Consider the following 15,107-nt stretch of genomic DNA (forward strand, 5'->3'; position numbering starts at 1 on the left):
CCCACAATCAGCCACAACACCATATCGCTCGGTAATCGGCGTCGACGGATAGTCGCTTTATCGGACAGTGAGGCTGCTTTAGCTACCCACGCATCGGGAATGTGTTCAGAAAAGGTGGTGAGYTGGGCAACATCAACAGGGTTTTCTTCRAGGAAGTCGGCAAAGAAGTTTTGAATAGACATAAAAATCGGAAACCTATAAACAGGTTTCCGATTGTCTCTCATCAGAAGGATCGGTCAACCGATCCTTATCTGATCTACATTGCAGCTTACGCTGACCTCTTCGAATTTTTCCTGAAGAAAAATTATGCTTTAGCTGCTGCTGCCGCTTTCGCGATGGCTGCGAAGCTCTTCGCATCAAGAGATGCACCGCCCACTAGAGCACCGTCGATGTCTGGTTGTGAGAAGTATGCTTCAGCGTTCTCTGGCTTAACAGAACCACCGTATTGAATTATTACTTGCTCAGCCACTGCAGCGTCTTTTTCTGCGATTAGAGCGCGGATAGAAGCGTGGATGCGCTGTGCATCTTCAGCTGTTGCTGCTTTACCAGTACCGATAGCCCAGATTGGCTCGTATGCGATGATCGCGTCGTTTAGCGCTTCAACACCGTATGCGTCGATTACTGCGTTGATTTGACGTGCACAAACTGCTTCAGTTTCGCCCGCTTCGTTTTGAGCTTCAGATTCACCAATACAGAAAACTGGCTTCAGGCCGTTCTCTTTTAGGAAAGTAAATTTCTTCGCGATGAACTCGTCAGATTCGTTGTGGTATTCACGACGCTCAGAGTGGCCGATGATGATGTGAGAAGCACCGAAATCCTTCAGCATTTCTGGAGACATATCGCCAGTGAATGCACCGCTGTTGTTTAGGTCAGTGTTTTGAGCACCTAGGATGATCTTGTTACCGCCTTCAGCGATAACACGTTCAGCTAGATCGATGTAAAGCGCTGGTGGAGCTACTGCTACGTCAACACCTTCCACACCTTCAAGTTCTGCGTTCAGGCCAGTTAGCAACTCTTTTACCATTGCTTTACTGCCGTTAAGTTTCCAGTTACCCATCACTACAGGACGACGCATAGGAATATCTCCCTTTGTATTTAATGTAAGTTCATTAATGTAAAAAATCTTCGTAGGAATATAACAGATTACACCAACCAAATCATGACTAGTATCATGTCTTGTTCGGTTCTGGATGATTGGATGCCGCTGTGACAACTCATAATTGGTATAAGCTTTGCTGTACTGAGTGATCCATAAAGCATTATGCTGGTTTTACGCTCGGAAACAGCAGCGGAAATTGGTAATAGTGTCTGAGTATTTTTAATGATTATTTGAAACTCTCTTACATTTGAGGACAGCTATGCCAAATCTAGTGATGGAATACTCTAACTCTGTTGATGAACGAGTTAACGTACAGGGATTATTGGAAGATCTACATCAGGTCGCCCTTCACAGTGGGTTGTTCGATGCCTCTTCGGTGAAGTCTCGAGCTTTGCGATGTCATCATTGGCTAGTGGGAGAGGCTGGTGATAATGTCGACTTCATACATATCAGCTTTGATTTACTTGGTGGACGAACGGCGGAGCAAAAGCGTGAGCTATCACGTCAGCTGATGGGAGTTCTGCAAGATCAAGCAAGCCATGTGCATAGTTTGACAGTCAATATCCGGGATATGGATAAAGAATGTTTTCAAAAAGTGGTCAATTAATAGTTTTGGCGGTTTAGGTAAGTCATCATGTCAATGAAAGAGTTGCTGCTTTCGTTTCAAGGTCGAGTAGGGCGCAAAACCTACTGGATATGGAATATCATATATTACGTGTTAATTGTTGGCTTTGCTGCCGGAGTGAATGCGTTGTTGCCAAGTATGGCGCATTTGCTGTTGCCGTTATTTTTGATTGTAGTCTTGCTCCCAGATCTCGCTATTACTGCCAAACGCTGGCATGACAGAGGCAAATCCAGTTGGTGGTTATTACTGAATGTGCCATTAATCATTGGCCGCATGACAGTCCCAGCAGGAGACCCGGCTCAGATGACGCAACCAACCACATTACAAGCCGTGAGTTCTTTAGCGGCCTTAGTGTGTGGTGTTTGGATTCTTGTGGAGTGCGGTTTCCTCAAGGGAAACCAAGGCAATAACCAGTATGGTGTAGAGCCTAAATAGAACATGAATAAGAGAAAAGGCTAGAATCAGGGATGATGCCATGACATCAACCCTGATCATCGTCTCGCGACTCTCTATTCTGTAAACAGTGTTTCGTATTTTACAAATGCGGTTTGTGTTTCCCCATAATATAGCGTGCCGTCAGATTGAATCGCCACTCTCAACCAGCTGTCTGTTGATGTGGGTTTAGGTAACGTAATATACCAATTTTGCCCTGCTTGATCGGCTGGCTCCATATTGATTGGTTGCGCATTCTGCTCTTGGCTGTCGACCAAAGAAAGCTTAACGCCTTCGAGAGCATGGGCTGAATGAAGTGACAATTCAAGATTTTCATCGGTGAGCTTTTCTGAGCGGAACTTGACCTTAAAGTCTCCATTTTCCATATCGCACAAACCACTGGTGTAGCGACAGTTTGATTTGCTGACCAGTTTGTAGCTCTGGCCTTCTTTGGCGGCATGGGGTTTTTCGCTGACTGCCATATCAGTGCCGAAATAGGCAATAATGGACAGAATCGGTGCAATCAAAAGAGCGACAATAAAGTGCTTATTTTTGAACATCTTGGCTTCCTTGCGACAACATTTCGAAACTACGGTAACTGAATTAAGAGCAATAAAAAAGCCCCGGACGGGTCGTCCCGTGAGGGGCTTTAGTCATTAAGTGTAGATTAGTGATCTACCGCATCTCCAGCGCCTGCTGGAACACGAACGTGTTCGACCAAATCTTTCACTTCTTGTGGTGTTTCTGCCGTAACCTTCGATACCGCGAACGCCACTAGGAAGTTGAATAGCGCACCGATAGCACCGAAGGCATTCGGTTCGATACCTAGGAACCAGTTGCTGCCCCAGCTTTCTAGGTATTTCCAGTCAGCGATGAACAGGATGCCTTTGTGTTGGAATACGTAGAATAGAGTGATTGTGATACCTGCAATCATGCCGGCAATCGCGCCTTCCTTGTTGATGTTCTTACTGAAAATACCCATCATCAAGGCAGGGAAGATGGACGAGGCAGCCAGACCGAAGGCCAGTGCCACCGTACCTGCGGCAAAGCCAGGCGGATTGAGCCCCAGATAACCGGCGACAGCAATCGCGACTGCCATGGATATCCGGCTGGCCAGTAACTCTTTCTTCTCAGAGATGTTCGGATTTATCACACCTTTGATTAAGTCATGAGATATTGCTGACGATATCGCGAGTAGCAGACCTGCAGCGGTAGACAGAGCGGCGGCTAAACCACCCGCAGCAACCAGTGCAATAACCCAGTTAGGTAGCTTGGCTATTTCTGGATTCGCCAGAACCATGATGTCACGGTCGACTTTCAGTTCATTGGTTTCAGCATTTGAGGTGTATTGGATGTTGCCATCGCCGTTCTTATCATCAAAGCCAAGTAGGCCAGTTTTTTCCCAGTTTTTGAACCAGTCAGGGCGCTCATCATAAGCAAGGTTCTGACCTGGAGCTGGGTTAACTGTATCCATTAGGTTTAGACGTGCCATTGCAGATACCGCAGGTGCAGTGGTGTACAGAATCGCGATAAAGACGAGCGCCCAGCCTGCTGAAGTGCGTGCATCACGTACTTTCGGTACTGTGAAGAAACGGATGATAACGTGCGGTAGACCCGCAGTACCAATCATCAGAGACATGGTGTAAACAAACATGTTCAAGGTATCGCCGCGCACCTGAGTCGTATACTCGCTAAATCCGAGCTCAGTCACCACCTGATCAAGCCGATCGAGCAGATAGACGTCCGTTCCAGCCATGGTACTACCTAGGCCCATTTGTGGAATTGGGTTTCCTGTTAGCTGTAGCGAGATAAAGATAGCAGGAATGGTGTACGCCAGAATAAGTACACAGTACTGAGCAATCTGCGTGTAGGTAATGCCTTTCATGCCGCCCATTACCGCGTACATGAATACAATACACATACCGATCAGTAGACCTGTTGAGTAATCTACTTCAAGGAATCGACCGAAGGCAACACCCACCCCTTTCATCTGACCGATTACGTAAGTCACTGACGCGATAATCAGACACACAACCGCAACAATACGTGCCGCATTGGAGTAGAAACGCTCACCAACGAACTCAGGTACTGTGAACTTGCCAAATTTACGTAGGTAAGGTGCTAAAAGCAGAGCGAGTAGTACATAGCCGCCTGTCCAGCCCATCAGGAATACGGAACCACCGTAACCCATGAAGGCGATAAGGCCTGCCATTGAAATGAAGGAAGCTGCTGACATCCAGTCCGCAGCGGTTGCCATGCCGTTGGCAATCGGGTTAACCCCACCACCCGCGACATAGAACTCTTTGGTTGACCCCGCACGTGCCCAAATAGCGATACCGATATAAAGGACAAAAGTGGCACCGACAACGAGGTAAGTGATTGTTTTCAAATCCATCTGAGCTGCTCCTTACTCGTCCACATTAAATTCGCGATCGATTTGGCGCATTTTCCACGCGTAGTAGAAAATAATGCCTAAAAAGGTATAGATGGAACCTTGTTGTGCAAACCAGAAGCCCAGTTTGTAGCCACCTATCTGAAATTGGTTAAGTACGTCGACAAATAAAATGCCGCAGCCAAAAGAAACGACAAACCAGATCACCATCAAGCTGATCATCAGTTTTACGTTTTTGTCCCAGTAGGCTTTGGCTCGTTCCTGACTTTCAAACGCCATTGCCGCCTCCTTATGATTGGTATTGTTAATAAAATGTTTCACTTTCTACCTTAGCAAGGTGCTGGCAAGAACTCTTTTCAACTTTAGTCGCGTAGGGAAAAACAAAAAGCGCCTATAAATAAGGCGCTTAGTATTTAAGTGATAGATTTTTGTGATGTTAATCTTGTGTTAAATTAGCCAAAGGTCTAATGATTTGTTGATGACTTTATAAAATAATTCAACCTAGGTAGAAATCTTTGATGCCTAGAAGCAGGTTGTTCAAAGCCACTGCGGCAAGGATCAACCCCATGACTCGGCTGATGATCGCAGCGCCGACATTGCCAATCCATTTCTGGATATGTGTCGCGCCAAGTAGCAAGAGTAAGGTGATCAACAGAACACTCACCATCACCGCTGCGGTGATGCCTTGGTCGACCAAAGAATAACGATGATTGTCAGTCAGCATTACGATCGCCATCATTGCTCCTGGAGAGGCAATCGAAGGGATCGCAAGTGGGTAGACGGCTAAGTCAGCTAGATCGGAGTGGCTGACTTCTTCAGAAAGCTTAGTTTCCTGTTCCGGTTTAGATTCACCAAAAATCATTGTTAGAGCGAACAGCAAGAGTACTAAGCCACCTGCTGCTTGAAATGCAGGCAGAGGAATCTGCATGGCTTCCAGTAATAGCTGACCGGCCATAAGGAAGAACAGAAGTACGCCTGTTGAGATACCTACCGCTTTGAGCGCCACTAAACGGCGTTGTTTGGCTGTGAGGTGCTGAGTTTGAGATAAATAGACCGGAACGGAACCAATCGGATCGATGACGGCCCAGAGAACGACAAATTGAGTGATCAATACGCTAAGCAATGATGTGACTCCCAGAGTTAGTGAAACAGAGGGATAAATAAGTCGATCAGATGACCGACTTGACTATCTTAGCAGAGAAATGATCGAGATAGGATGAAAATTAAGCTTCAGATTCTAGCTGCTGAAGTAAAATTACAGCCTGAGTACGGTTTTTAACACCTAACTTTCTAAAGATCGCGGTCATATGGGCTTTTATCGTGGCTTCAGATACATTTAACTCATAAGCAATCTGCTTGTTTAGCAAACCATCAGATAGCATTCCGAGTACTTTGTATTGTTGTGGCGTTAAAGTGGCAATTTTCTCTGCTAAGTCATTGCAAGCCGCGTTGTTAGTGATGGAACCTTCTGGAAAGAAAGGCTCGCCATTCAAGACCTGATTCAATGCGCTGACCAATTCGCGCATGTCACTCGACTTAGGGATAAAACCAAACGCGCCATGGCTTTTGACCTGAGTGACGACGGAAGGCTCTTCACTGGCCGATACGACCACAATCGGCATATCTGGGTACTCTGCCCGTAGCTGAATCAATCCAGACATTCCATTAGCGCCGGGCATTTTTAGATCAAGCAGCAGAAGATCGGGCTCGTCTTCCTTGGCAAGAACGGCCAAAAGGGCTTCAAGGGAATCCGCTTCCAATAAATTGGCACCACTAACCGCCATGTGCACAGACTGAAACAGTGCATTACGAAATAAGGGGTGATCGTCGGCGATGATAATGGTGTAAGTCGAGTCCATGACGTTAACTGCTTTTGAAAGTTTGCTTAATGGAATTATTGTCACCTTTGAGAGTATGGACAATATTCATACCCTAAAAGTCTGAACTGTATCGGGTTTTATCACCAAATTGCATATATATAAACAACAGACAAAAACGCCAGTCTGATGACTGGCGTAAAGTGAAGCTTAAGTTGGCTATAAGCTATTGGCATTGATATGTTGCAAAAATGGCTCTGCCTGCATAAATCCGGTGACTCTGGCATTGGAGACATGTTGGCCGCTGGCATCCCAAAACTCTATGGTTGGCAGGCCAAGTACATTCATCTCTTTCAGCAGCTCGATATCTTGCGGCAGGTTCTTGGTGACATCTGCTTGTAACAGCACAAAATTACGTAGCTTCGCTTCCACATCAGGCTGGTGGAAGGTGTATTTTTCGAACTCTTTACACGCCACACACCAGTCAGCATAGAAGTCGAGCATCACAGGTTTGCCCGCCAGCCTAGCTTGCTCCAACTGGCTGTTGAGATCATCCACGGTGGTAATGCGTGTAAATTGAATACTAGGCTGCGCTTGTTCTGTATGACCACCAAACCAATAGTTGAGTGCGGGTTGCGCTGAGGCAAATAAGCCAAGAACCGCAATGATACCGACCGCACTTTGTTTCCAGCCACCAAATGGCAGTGAGTTTTTAACATGGTATAGCCAGCCAAAAGCGGCTAGACCAAGAGCGGACCACAATCCTGTCGCCCACGTTTCTGGCAGGATACGTTCAAGTAAGAAGATTGGCGCCGCAAGCAGAATAAAGCCAAACAGGGTTTTTACTCTGTCCATCCAGTTACCGGCTTTTGGCAGCAGTTTGTTGCCAAATACCGCAACCAGCATCAGTGGAATGCCCATGCCCAGCGCGAGAGCGTACAGTGCGACGCCGCCTGTGAGCAAGTCACCGCTTTGTGCGACATAGAGTAGCGCACCTGAAAGTGGCGCTGTGGTACAAGGTGAGCAGACTAATCCAGAAATCGCACCCATGGCAAACACGCCCAGTGAGCTGCCGCCTTGTTGTTTGTTGCTCAAATTATTCAGCCATGTCTGTACCGCACTTGGCAGCTGAATGGTGTAGGCACCAAACATCGACAGCGCTAGGGCGACAAACATGACGCTCAAACCAATCAGGACATAAGGGTGTTGCATAGCGGCCTGAAACTGCATACCTGCAGAGGCGACAACCAATCCTAATAAGGTGTAGGTGAGAGCCATCCCTTGAACGTAAATAAACGCTAAGCCTAATGCTCGGCCGTGGCTCAGTTTGCCGCTGCCAAGCACAATACTGGTTAAAATCGGATACATCGGCAGCACGCATGGCGTAAACGCAAGGCCAACACCCAGCGCTAAAAACAGTAATGGTGTCCACCAGCTATCACTTAGACTGGATGCTAGGCTCGACTCCTGAGAAACCGGCTGTGACGGCTTGGCTGGAGTGTCTGTTGGTGCAGAACTTGTGCTGCTTGATGGCGCCGATTGGTCACCAGCGCTGGATTGGAAACTGGTTAAGTCAACCACGCGAGTCTCTGGCGGGTAGCAAAATCCAGCTTTTGCACAGCCCTGATACTGGACAATCAGACGTGCACCATCCTGATAATCGGCCAAAGGCACTTCGACAAACAAAGGCGTGGTATAAATGTTTACCTCACCGAAAAACTCGTCTTTGTAGGGCTGACCGTCTTCCATTTTCAGCTCGCCTACCGTGACATTTTCGCCGCTGACCGATAAACGGTGCTGGTAGAGGTAGTAATCCTGTTTGACTTGCCAGTCGAGGAAAACCTTATCGCCTTGCTGATAGGCGTTAAACGGGAAAGCTTGATCGACAGGGACAAACGTATTGCTCTGATTTCCGAAGCTTGGTGCAGAGTTAGACTGCTCGAAAAGCGCCATAGCAGGGGCAGAAGCTACAGTCAGACATAATAAAATCAGTGAAAAGACGGCACGCATAGAAAAGTCACTTGAGTTAAATTTTCATCATTTTAACTCAATCAGACAGGGGAAAGGGGGAATAAGTTTCATACTCCGACAAATATCGCCAATTCAAAAGCTTAAGTCAGGCCGATACCTGACTTAAGTTGAGGTGATATAGGAAAGACTTAAGCCACGCCGAGTCGAGCACGAACCACTCGTTCGCAGGCATCAATATGCTCAGTATCTTTCGGGATCACCAAGACGGTGTCGTTACCCCCAACGGTACCTAGGATTTCAGTGTGTGGGTCGATATCGACCAATCGTGCGACGAGCTGAGCGCTGCCCGGGTGAGTTTTGACCACTACCATCGCCTGATTATGAGTAATAAATTCTATCTGCGAGGAAATCGATGACTCAACACGCACAGGAGCGGTTTCAACGGTAATGCAATACACCTTTTTACCACAGGCATTCTGGACTTTGACGACCCCAAGCTGAGACAGCAGACGCGAGACCGTTGATTGGCTGATGCCTTCAAAGCCGATAGCAACCAGAGCTTCGCGCAACTCATTCTGAGTAGTAAAGCTCTGTTGTTGAAGCAGGCGTTTACAGGCTGCAGTCAGAGTTTTGTCTTCAGTGTAATCGACTGAAGTTGGATTTAGAGTTTCACTCATGCGAACTCCTTTAAAACATGACGTAGAGATAATTCGTCCTTGCGACCTTCGACACTTCATTCCCTAGTAGCGTCTTCAGATATTGAGCGGTCACTTCTGTGGTGACTTAAAGGTTTGATTCGTAGATATCTTACCACCAAATAAAGTGTGGCTTTTTGAAAGGGATCACCAATTAAAGACTATTAATTTGCGATTTTATTGGTGAATAATTCTGTTGGAAGTGGATATTTATTCCTGAGTGGGAATAAATATCCACGGTTGTTTTATAAGAGTGACAGGCAGAGCTGATTAACGCGCTTCTGCCATGATTTCACGTGAGAATACTTTTTCACAGTAATGGCATTTGAGCTGAACCTGATGCTGTTTCTGTTGCACTTTGAATTGGCTTTCGACCGGTTCACCGTGTGAGATGCAATTGCTGTTCGGGCACTCAAAGACGCTCTGAATATGTTCTGGGAGCGCTAAAGTCAGTTTGTTGACCACCTGATATTCTTCGATCTGGTTCACGGTCGCTTTCGGCGCATACAAAGCCAATTGGTTGGCCTGCTCTTTGGTTAAATAGACATTTTCAATCTTGATGAGGTCTTTTTCACCGAGCGCCGAAGAGGGTAAGTTGAGACCTATGGTGATGCGTTGATTGGTCTTGTGCATTTTAAAAAGTTTGAGCACTTTAATGCCAACGTTCGCAGGAATATGGTCAATCACGCTGCCGTTACGAATGGCTTCTACTTGTAGTTGAGTTTCTTTCACCATGATAATTCTCCTGCAATTAAAGGGTTTCACTAAGAACAAGGGCAAGTAAAGCTTCACGCGCATAGACACCGTTTTCTGCCTGTTCAAAGTAGTAAGCGTGTGGTGTTCTATCGACGTCTGTTGTGATCTCATCGACGCGTGGTAATGGGTGAAGAACCTTCAGATTCTCACGTGCCTCTTTCAGCGTGTCGGCGGTGAGAATGAACGCTGACTTAATGTGAGCGTATTCGGACTCGTCAAAGCGCTCTTTCTGTACGCGTGTCATATACAGGACATCAAGTTCCGGTACGACATCTTCGATGTTGTTGTGCATGCTGAATTTGATGCCTGCTTCTTCGAGTTCTTCACAGATGTAATCAGGCATCGCCAATGCTTCAGGTGCGATAAAGAAGAAACGCACGTTATTGAACTTAGCCAGTGCCTGAGTCAGAGAGTGGACAGTACGACCGTATTTAAGGTCACCCACAAACGCGACATTGAGGTTGTCGAGTGTGCCTTGGGTTTCGTAGATAGAAAACAAGTCCAGCAGAGTCTGGGTTGGATGCTGATTCGCGCCATCACCGCCGTTGACCACAGGTACGCCATTTGAAAATTCGGACGCCAAACGCGCTGCGCCTTCTTGTGGGTGACGCATCACAAAGGCATCCACATAAGAAGATATCACCTGGACAGAGTCGGCCAGTGTCTCACCCTTTTTCGCCAGTGACGTGTTGCCACCATTGTCGAAGCCAATAATTGTGCCGCCAAGACGCTGCACAGCGGTTTCAAATGACAACCTGGTGCGAGTGGAAGGTTCAAAGAAGCAGCTGGCCACCACTTTGTTTTTAAGCAGTGTCGGGTTTGGCTCGGCTTTGAGTCTAGCCGCGGTGTCGACGATAAGCTCTAGCTCGCTGCGGCTGAGCTCAGGAATGGAGATAATGTGCTTGTTAAATAACGAATGCGCCATAGCAGTGTTTCCTCGTCTCAATGGGTGAGTTTGTCCAACTGTTGTGGATTGCTAATCCATGGATTGATGTAAATATCAGACAAAAAAAAGCCTCCTAAATAGGAGGCTTGAAAAGGATCGATAGAAAAAAATGAAACCACGCATGTCCGTGAGTCAGGGCATAAGTTAAGCCAACATTGAGTGGTTGCTGACAGGTTCATTTTGATCCTCCGAAGACAAATTGCGGAGGATTATACGGACAAAAAAAGCCAACGCAAGCGTTTGCGTAAAGTATTCATAAATTGGATTTTTATGCGTATTTCGCCCATTTTAGCCACACGTTTGCAGTGGTTGTGCTGTCTTGCATTGAGAGTGATGATGAGCCATTAAGTGTGAAAAAAAATGCGGGCTTTATTCAGCATGTTTTTGATACTGATGAACGCCGCCCGCATTTCCCTGCAAACAATACTCAGTCTAATTTGAGTATGATTACTTTTAATTGATGATATTAGTCACCTAGTGTAGCTACCATCACCGCTTTGATGGTGTGCATACGGTTTTCAGCTTCGTCGAACACAATAGAGTAGTCAGATTCAACCACCTCATCAGTCACTTCACAGCCGTTTTTAAGCATTGGGTATTCTTCAGCAAGCTGCTTACCTACCGTGGTATCTTCGCCGTGGAAGGCAGGTAGGCAGTGCATGAATTTCACATGAGGATTGCCTGTGGCTTTGATCATTTCCATGTTGACTTGGTAAGGCAGCATGAGGTTGATACGCTCTGCCCATGCTTCTTTTGCTTCGCCCATCGATACCCATACATCAGTGTACAGGTAGTCACAACCTTGAACACCTTCTTGAACATCTTCAGTCAGGGTAATTTTCGCACCGGTTGTTTCAGCGATCTCACGGCATTGCGCGACAAGGGCTTCTTCAGGCCAGAACTGCTTCGGCGCGACGAGACGAATATCCATGCCCATTTTTGCTGCGCCGACCATCAGGGAGTTGCCCATGTTGTTGCGCGCATCGCCTAGGTAGGCAAACTTCATTTCGTGTAGCTGTTTGCCACGGCCATGTTCCATCATAGTCAGGAAGTCAGCGAGAATTTGCGTCGGGTGGAACTCATCAGTCAGGCCATTCCATACCGGTACACCCGCGTAAGCGCCCAGCTCTTCGACAATTTCCTGACCAAATCCGCGGTACTCGATGCCATCGTACATACGGCCTAGAACGCGAGCTGTATCTTTCATCGATTCTTTGTGACCAATCTGAGAGCCTGTTGGGCCTAAGTATGAAACTTGAGCGCCTTGGTCAAAAGCTGCAACTTCAAAGGCACAACGGGTACGAGTTGACGTTTTCTCGAAGATCAGAGCGATGTTTTTGCCTTTCAGACGAGGTTGCTCATAGCCGTTGTATTTCGCTTTTTTCAACTCCGCGGATAGGTCTAACATGTGTTGAATTTCACGCGGAGTAAAGTCTAATAATTTTAGGAAGTTACGGTTGCGTAGGTTGAAAGCCATGATGTTTTCCTTCTTATCGATGTGCACTTTCTCGTTGCAGGGAAAGAGGTAAGAAAGTGCAGTAATGAATTTGAGTGATTGTTTGTTTCATCTCAGCCCTGACTAAAGTCAGGACAGCTGGTAATTAGCCTTTGGTGATATTGGTGCCTGCCGTGCCCTGAAGAATGCGTAAACCATCTTCCAGTGAGCCGATCCCGACCACTTTGCCACCTTGTTTGACGAACTCGCATGATGCTTCAATTTTTGGCCCCATTGAGCCAGCATCAAATTGGTACTGCGCCAATTCAGTTGGGTTAGTGCTGCGCAGCGCATGTTGAGTTGGTTTGCCCCAATCGAGATAAACCGCATCCGCGTCAGTGAGGATGAGCAGGGCGTCTGCATTTAGCTGTTTAGCAAGGAAAGCGGCAGACATGTCCTTATCAATCACGGCTTCAACACCGACCAGCTTGCCGTTTTCGTGTTTGACCGGAATGCCACCACCGCCAGTACAAATCACTAAGTGGCCTTCGTCGATGAGCTTGGTGATCGCTTCGTGCTCGATAATGCCTGTTGGTTGCGGGCTAGGTACAACGCGGCGGAAGTGCTGGCCGTCTGGTTTGATCGTCCAGTGGTACTTCTCAGCCAGTTCCCGAGCCTCGGCTTCTTCATAAATCGGGCCGATGGGTTTAGTTGGGTCTGCGAATGCCGGATCATTGGGGTCCACTGTCATTTGCGTTAACATGCAAGTGGCATTGACGTTTGGCATTTGGTTTTTGAACTCTTGCATCAGCATGTAACCAATCATGCCTTGTGTTTCACTGCCCAGAACATCGAGTGGGTAGGGTGCTACCTTCTTGTACTCCAAGCCTTGTAACGCCAGTAAGCCAACTTGTGGGCCATTACCGTGCACCAGTACGACGTTGTATTCCTGAGCAATTTCCGAAATAGTTTTGACGGCAATTTCGATGTTCTGACGTTGTACTTCGGCTTCCAATGGTTCACCGCGGCGAAGTAGGGCGTTTCCGCCAAGTGCGACAACTACAGTTTGTTTTGTCATTGCTTTAATCTCTCTGCTGAGGGCGAGAGCTAAGTCGCTCTCGCCAACTTATCCGTTACTTAAATACCATCACGTTCGATTGGGCAGCTCATGCAGCGTGCACCGCCGCGGCCACGACCCAGCTCATCGCCCGGAATCGGCAATACTGTGATGCCCGCTTTGTCGTACTTCTCGTTGGTGTAGGTGTTGCCTTCGTATCCGATCACGACACCAGGCTTAACGGTGAGAACGTTGTTAGCATCGTTCCACTGTTCACGTTCCGCGTTGAAGTTGTCGCCGCCAGTGGTGATAAGATTGAGTTGGTCAACGCCGAGTGCTTTCTCGATAGCCGTCACAAAGTAACCTTCTTCTTTGACATTCACTGCACCAGACGCATCGCCAGTCAGGCTCCAGCACTTGACATCTTTGCGCATGACTTCTGGGTAAACAGAGAAGGTGTCTTCACGCATATGAGTCATGACTGTGTCTAAGTGCATGCAAGAGCGATGTTTTGGCAGCTCCATTGCAATCACTTGTTTCGCTTGACCATGTTTGAACAAGCCAGCAGCAAGGTGTTCAACACCTTGAGCGGTTGTGCGCTCTGACATACCAATCAGCACGGCACCTTTACCAATGACTAACACATCGCCGCCTTCAATGGTCGAGTTGTCGTAGAGTTTCTCTTCATCACCGAAGTACTTAATGAAATCCTGACCAGCAAAGCTTGGATGCCAGCGGTAGATTGCACGAACATGGTTGGTTTCACGTTGACGAGCAGGTTTGGCCATTGGGTTGATAGAAACGCCGCCATAGACCCAGCAAGAGGTATCGCGGGTAAATAGGTGGTTAGGTAATGGTTCAATGATGAAATCAGTTGGCGCATGAAGTCCTTGCATCATTGATGAAGACTTCATCGGCATCTCTGCGTAAGAAAGGCCACCAGTAAGGATCTTAGCTAGTTCTATATTTGGTAAGTCACTTAGGTAGCAGCGAACATCATTAGCAAAGGTTTTGCCCAAACGGTAATCCGACACTTGACGGCTGAGCAGCCACTCTTTAGCTTCAGCTACGGCCAGCGTATCTGCAAGCAAGTCAGTAAGCAGTAACACTTCCACACCTTGGTCGCGCAGAGTTTGAGTGAACACATCGTGTTCTTTACCTGCACGCTCAACAGCAAGGACGTCATCGAATAGCAGATCGTGGCAGTTGGAAGGTGTCAGATGAGTCAGTGCTCGTCTTGGACGATGAACTAGAACACGACGTAATTGACCGATTTCAGAACCTACGTATAACTTACTCATGATCGTATCTCTCTTATATTTTTAATTAGTTTAAAATTTGAAAACTAATATTTAATTTGTAGGGAATAGAAGAGCGAATTTATTTATTCACTTATTTTGTTTCTGTAATTCATATTACGCTTGTCTGAGGAGGAATCTTAGAGGTCAGTCACAGTTCATTTTTTATGCCTAAAGCCAGTGTTTTCAAGGGTTTTAACAATATCTATGCAGTTGTTATTTGGATGTGAATGCCCTATTTAATCATTAGAAAGGAAAGTTTATGCATAAAATTATTCTGAGTGGTTGATACATATTGGTGAGAAGGAATAATATTCAAATTAAAATAACTTAAATGTCTTTAACTAGATTGGAATTATGCATTTTAACTTTCTAGATAATTGCTTTTAAGGATTTAGAATATAGATTGATAACAAAAAAATGATAATAAGTTTAACCCAGATCACATATTAAATTTTCTGAAGTATTTAAGAATGGAAATATTGGATAAATAAAAGTTATAGCTAGAAATAACTTTTCTAATTTTTCGGTGAAGAGTGTAAAGAAAAGCCGCACTAAGGCGGCTTTGGGGGCTCACATCCTGT

At 46.5% G+C, this 15,107-nt stretch carries 16 protein-coding genes; 2 read left to right on the forward strand and 14 right to left on the reverse strand.

The annotated features are described in order from the left end of the window. Both L1D15_RS17420 and tpiA read right to left on the reverse strand, forming a co-directional pair. A partial coding sequence (locus tag L1D15_RS17420; protein WP_239876554.1) for a transposase domain-containing protein occupies positions 1 to 182 on the reverse strand: 182 nt, incomplete at its 3' end. A gap of 122 nt (positions 183 to 304) precedes the next feature. Beyond that, positions 305 to 1,075 carry a triose-phosphate isomerase gene (tpiA, locus tag L1D15_RS17425; RefSeq protein WP_239876555.1) on the reverse strand — a complete coding sequence of 257 codons (771 nt, stop codon included), beginning with the start codon at positions 1,073 to 1,075 and terminating at the stop codon, positions 305 to 307. A 283-nt stretch (positions 1,076 to 1,358) separates the two neighbouring features. Here tpiA and L1D15_RS17430 point away from each other — a divergent pair, with 283 nt between their 5' ends. Together L1D15_RS17430 and L1D15_RS17435 are read left to right on the forward strand one after the other, a co-directional pair. Then, positions 1,359 to 1,706: a 5-carboxymethyl-2-hydroxymuconate isomerase gene (locus L1D15_RS17430; protein ID WP_239870644.1), complete on the forward strand. Its 348-nt coding sequence runs from the start codon at positions 1,359 to 1,361 to the stop codon at positions 1,704 to 1,706. Positions 1,707 to 1,733: 27 nt separating this feature from the next. Further along, entirely contained in the window at positions 1,734 to 2,159 is a 426-nt protein-coding gene (locus L1D15_RS17435; protein WP_239870641.1) for a DUF805 domain-containing protein, read from the forward strand. A gap of 74 nt (positions 2,160 to 2,233) precedes the next feature. On the opposite strand, the gene L1D15_RS17440 is transcribed toward L1D15_RS17435, so the two are convergent. The 12 genes from L1D15_RS17440 to arcA form a co-directional block, all read right to left on the reverse strand. Further along, positions 2,234 to 2,716, reverse strand: coding sequence for a hypothetical protein (locus L1D15_RS17440; RefSeq protein WP_239870639.1), 483 nt, complete (start codon positions 2,714 to 2,716; stop codon positions 2,234 to 2,236). Positions 2,717 to 2,823: 107 nt separating this feature from the next. Next, the gene (locus tag L1D15_RS17445) at positions 2,824 to 4,551 is read right to left on the reverse strand and encodes a sodium:solute symporter family protein (RefSeq protein ID WP_239870636.1); all 1,728 of its coding nucleotides are present in this window, start codon (positions 4,549 to 4,551) and stop codon (positions 2,824 to 2,826) included. A 12-nt stretch (positions 4,552 to 4,563) separates the two neighbouring features. Continuing rightward, complete coding sequence (locus tag L1D15_RS17450; RefSeq protein ID WP_239870633.1) at positions 4,564 to 4,827, reverse strand: DUF4212 domain-containing protein; 264 nt, start codon at positions 4,825 to 4,827, stop codon at positions 4,564 to 4,566. 217 nt (positions 4,828 to 5,044) lie between these two features. Further along, entirely contained in the window at positions 5,045 to 5,671 is a 627-nt protein-coding gene (locus L1D15_RS17455) for a MarC family protein (protein ID WP_239870629.1), read from the reverse strand. A 100-nt stretch (positions 5,672 to 5,771) separates the two neighbouring features. After that, entirely contained in the window at positions 5,772 to 6,407 is a 636-nt protein-coding gene (locus L1D15_RS17460; RefSeq protein ID WP_239876556.1) for a response regulator transcription factor, read from the reverse strand. A 177-nt stretch (positions 6,408 to 6,584) separates the two neighbouring features. Next, positions 6,585 to 8,375 (reverse strand): protein-disulfide reductase DsbD, encoded by a 1,791-nt coding sequence (locus L1D15_RS17465; protein WP_239876557.1) that lies wholly within the window; start codon positions 8,373 to 8,375, stop codon positions 6,585 to 6,587. A 149-nt stretch (positions 8,376 to 8,524) separates the two neighbouring features. Next, on the reverse strand, positions 8,525 to 9,013 hold the full coding sequence (locus tag L1D15_RS17470; protein ID WP_239876558.1) for an arginine repressor: 489 nt from the start codon (positions 9,011 to 9,013) through the stop codon (positions 8,525 to 8,527). A gap of 288 nt (positions 9,014 to 9,301) precedes the next feature. Then, positions 9,302 to 9,766, reverse strand: coding sequence for an aspartate carbamoyltransferase regulatory subunit (pyrI, locus tag L1D15_RS17475; protein WP_239838632.1), 465 nt, complete (start codon positions 9,764 to 9,766; stop codon positions 9,302 to 9,304). A gap of 16 nt (positions 9,767 to 9,782) precedes the next feature. Beyond that, positions 9,783 to 10,712 (reverse strand): aspartate carbamoyltransferase, encoded by a 930-nt coding sequence (pyrB, locus tag L1D15_RS17480; RefSeq protein ID WP_239870615.1) that lies wholly within the window; start codon positions 10,710 to 10,712, stop codon positions 9,783 to 9,785. A gap of 487 nt (positions 10,713 to 11,199) precedes the next feature. After that, on the reverse strand, positions 11,200 to 12,210 hold the full coding sequence (locus L1D15_RS17485; protein ID WP_239870612.1) for an ornithine carbamoyltransferase: 1,011 nt from the start codon (positions 12,208 to 12,210) through the stop codon (positions 11,200 to 11,202). Positions 12,211 to 12,334: 124 nt separating this feature from the next. Continuing rightward, entirely contained in the window at positions 12,335 to 13,246 is a 912-nt protein-coding gene (arcC, locus tag L1D15_RS17490; protein ID WP_239870609.1) for a carbamate kinase, read from the reverse strand. Positions 13,247 to 13,305: 59 nt separating this feature from the next. Next, positions 13,306 to 14,526, reverse strand: a complete 1,221-nt coding sequence (gene arcA / locus L1D15_RS17495) for an arginine deiminase (RefSeq protein WP_239876559.1) — start codon at positions 14,524 to 14,526, stop codon at positions 13,306 to 13,308. Positions 14,527 to 15,107 lie beyond the last annotated feature (581 nt).

The organism is Vibrio sp. Isolate25 (assembly GCF_022398025.1).
Taxonomy (GTDB): Bacteria; Pseudomonadota; Gammaproteobacteria; order Enterobacterales; family Vibrionaceae; genus Vibrio; species Vibrio coralliilyticus_A.

What these genes read in the sequence shown, in the direction of transcription:
- arcC (WP_239870609.1), bottom strand. Translation starts at nt 13,246, where the DNA reads ATGACAAAACAAACTGTAGTTGTCGCACTTGGCGGAAACGCCCTACTT.
- L1D15_RS17445 (WP_239870636.1), bottom strand. Translation starts at nt 4,551, where the DNA reads ATGGATTTGAAAACAATCACTTACCTCGTTGTCGGTGCCACTTTTGTC.
- L1D15_RS17460 (WP_239876556.1), bottom strand. Translation starts at nt 6,407, where the DNA reads ATGGACTCGACTTACACCATTATCATCGCCGACGATCACCCCTTATTT.
- L1D15_RS17465 (WP_239876557.1), bottom strand. Translation starts at nt 8,375, where the DNA reads ATGCGTGCCGTCTTTTCACTGATTTTATTATGTCTGACTGTAGCTTCT.
- L1D15_RS17435 (WP_239870641.1), top strand. Translation starts at nt 1,734, where the DNA reads ATGTCAATGAAAGAGTTGCTGCTTTCGTTTCAAGGTCGAGTAGGGCGC.
- L1D15_RS17440 (WP_239870639.1), bottom strand. Translation starts at nt 2,716, where the DNA reads ATGTTCAAAAATAAGCACTTTATTGTCGCTCTTTTGATTGCACCGATT.
- pyrI (WP_239838632.1), bottom strand. Translation starts at nt 9,766, where the DNA reads ATGGTGAAAGAAACTCAACTACAAGTAGAAGCCATTCGTAACGGCAGC.
- arcA (WP_239876559.1), bottom strand. Translation starts at nt 14,526, where the DNA reads ATGAGTAAGTTATACGTAGGTTCTGAAATCGGTCAATTACGTCGTGTT.
- L1D15_RS17430 (WP_239870644.1), top strand. Translation starts at nt 1,359, where the DNA reads ATGCCAAATCTAGTGATGGAATACTCTAACTCTGTTGATGAACGAGTT.
- L1D15_RS17450 (WP_239870633.1), bottom strand. Translation starts at nt 4,827, where the DNA reads ATGGCGTTTGAAAGTCAGGAACGAGCCAAAGCCTACTGGGACAAAAAC.
- L1D15_RS17485 (WP_239870612.1), bottom strand. Translation starts at nt 12,210, where the DNA reads ATGGCTTTCAACCTACGCAACCGTAACTTCCTAAAATTATTAGACTTT.
- pyrB (WP_239870615.1), bottom strand. Translation starts at nt 10,712, where the DNA reads ATGGCGCATTCGTTATTTAACAAGCACATTATCTCCATTCCTGAGCTC.
- tpiA (WP_239876555.1), bottom strand. Translation starts at nt 1,075, where the DNA reads ATGCGTCGTCCTGTAGTGATGGGTAACTGGAAACTTAACGGCAGTAAA.
- L1D15_RS17470 (WP_239876558.1), bottom strand. Translation starts at nt 9,013, where the DNA reads ATGAGTGAAACTCTAAATCCAACTTCAGTCGATTACACTGAAGACAAA.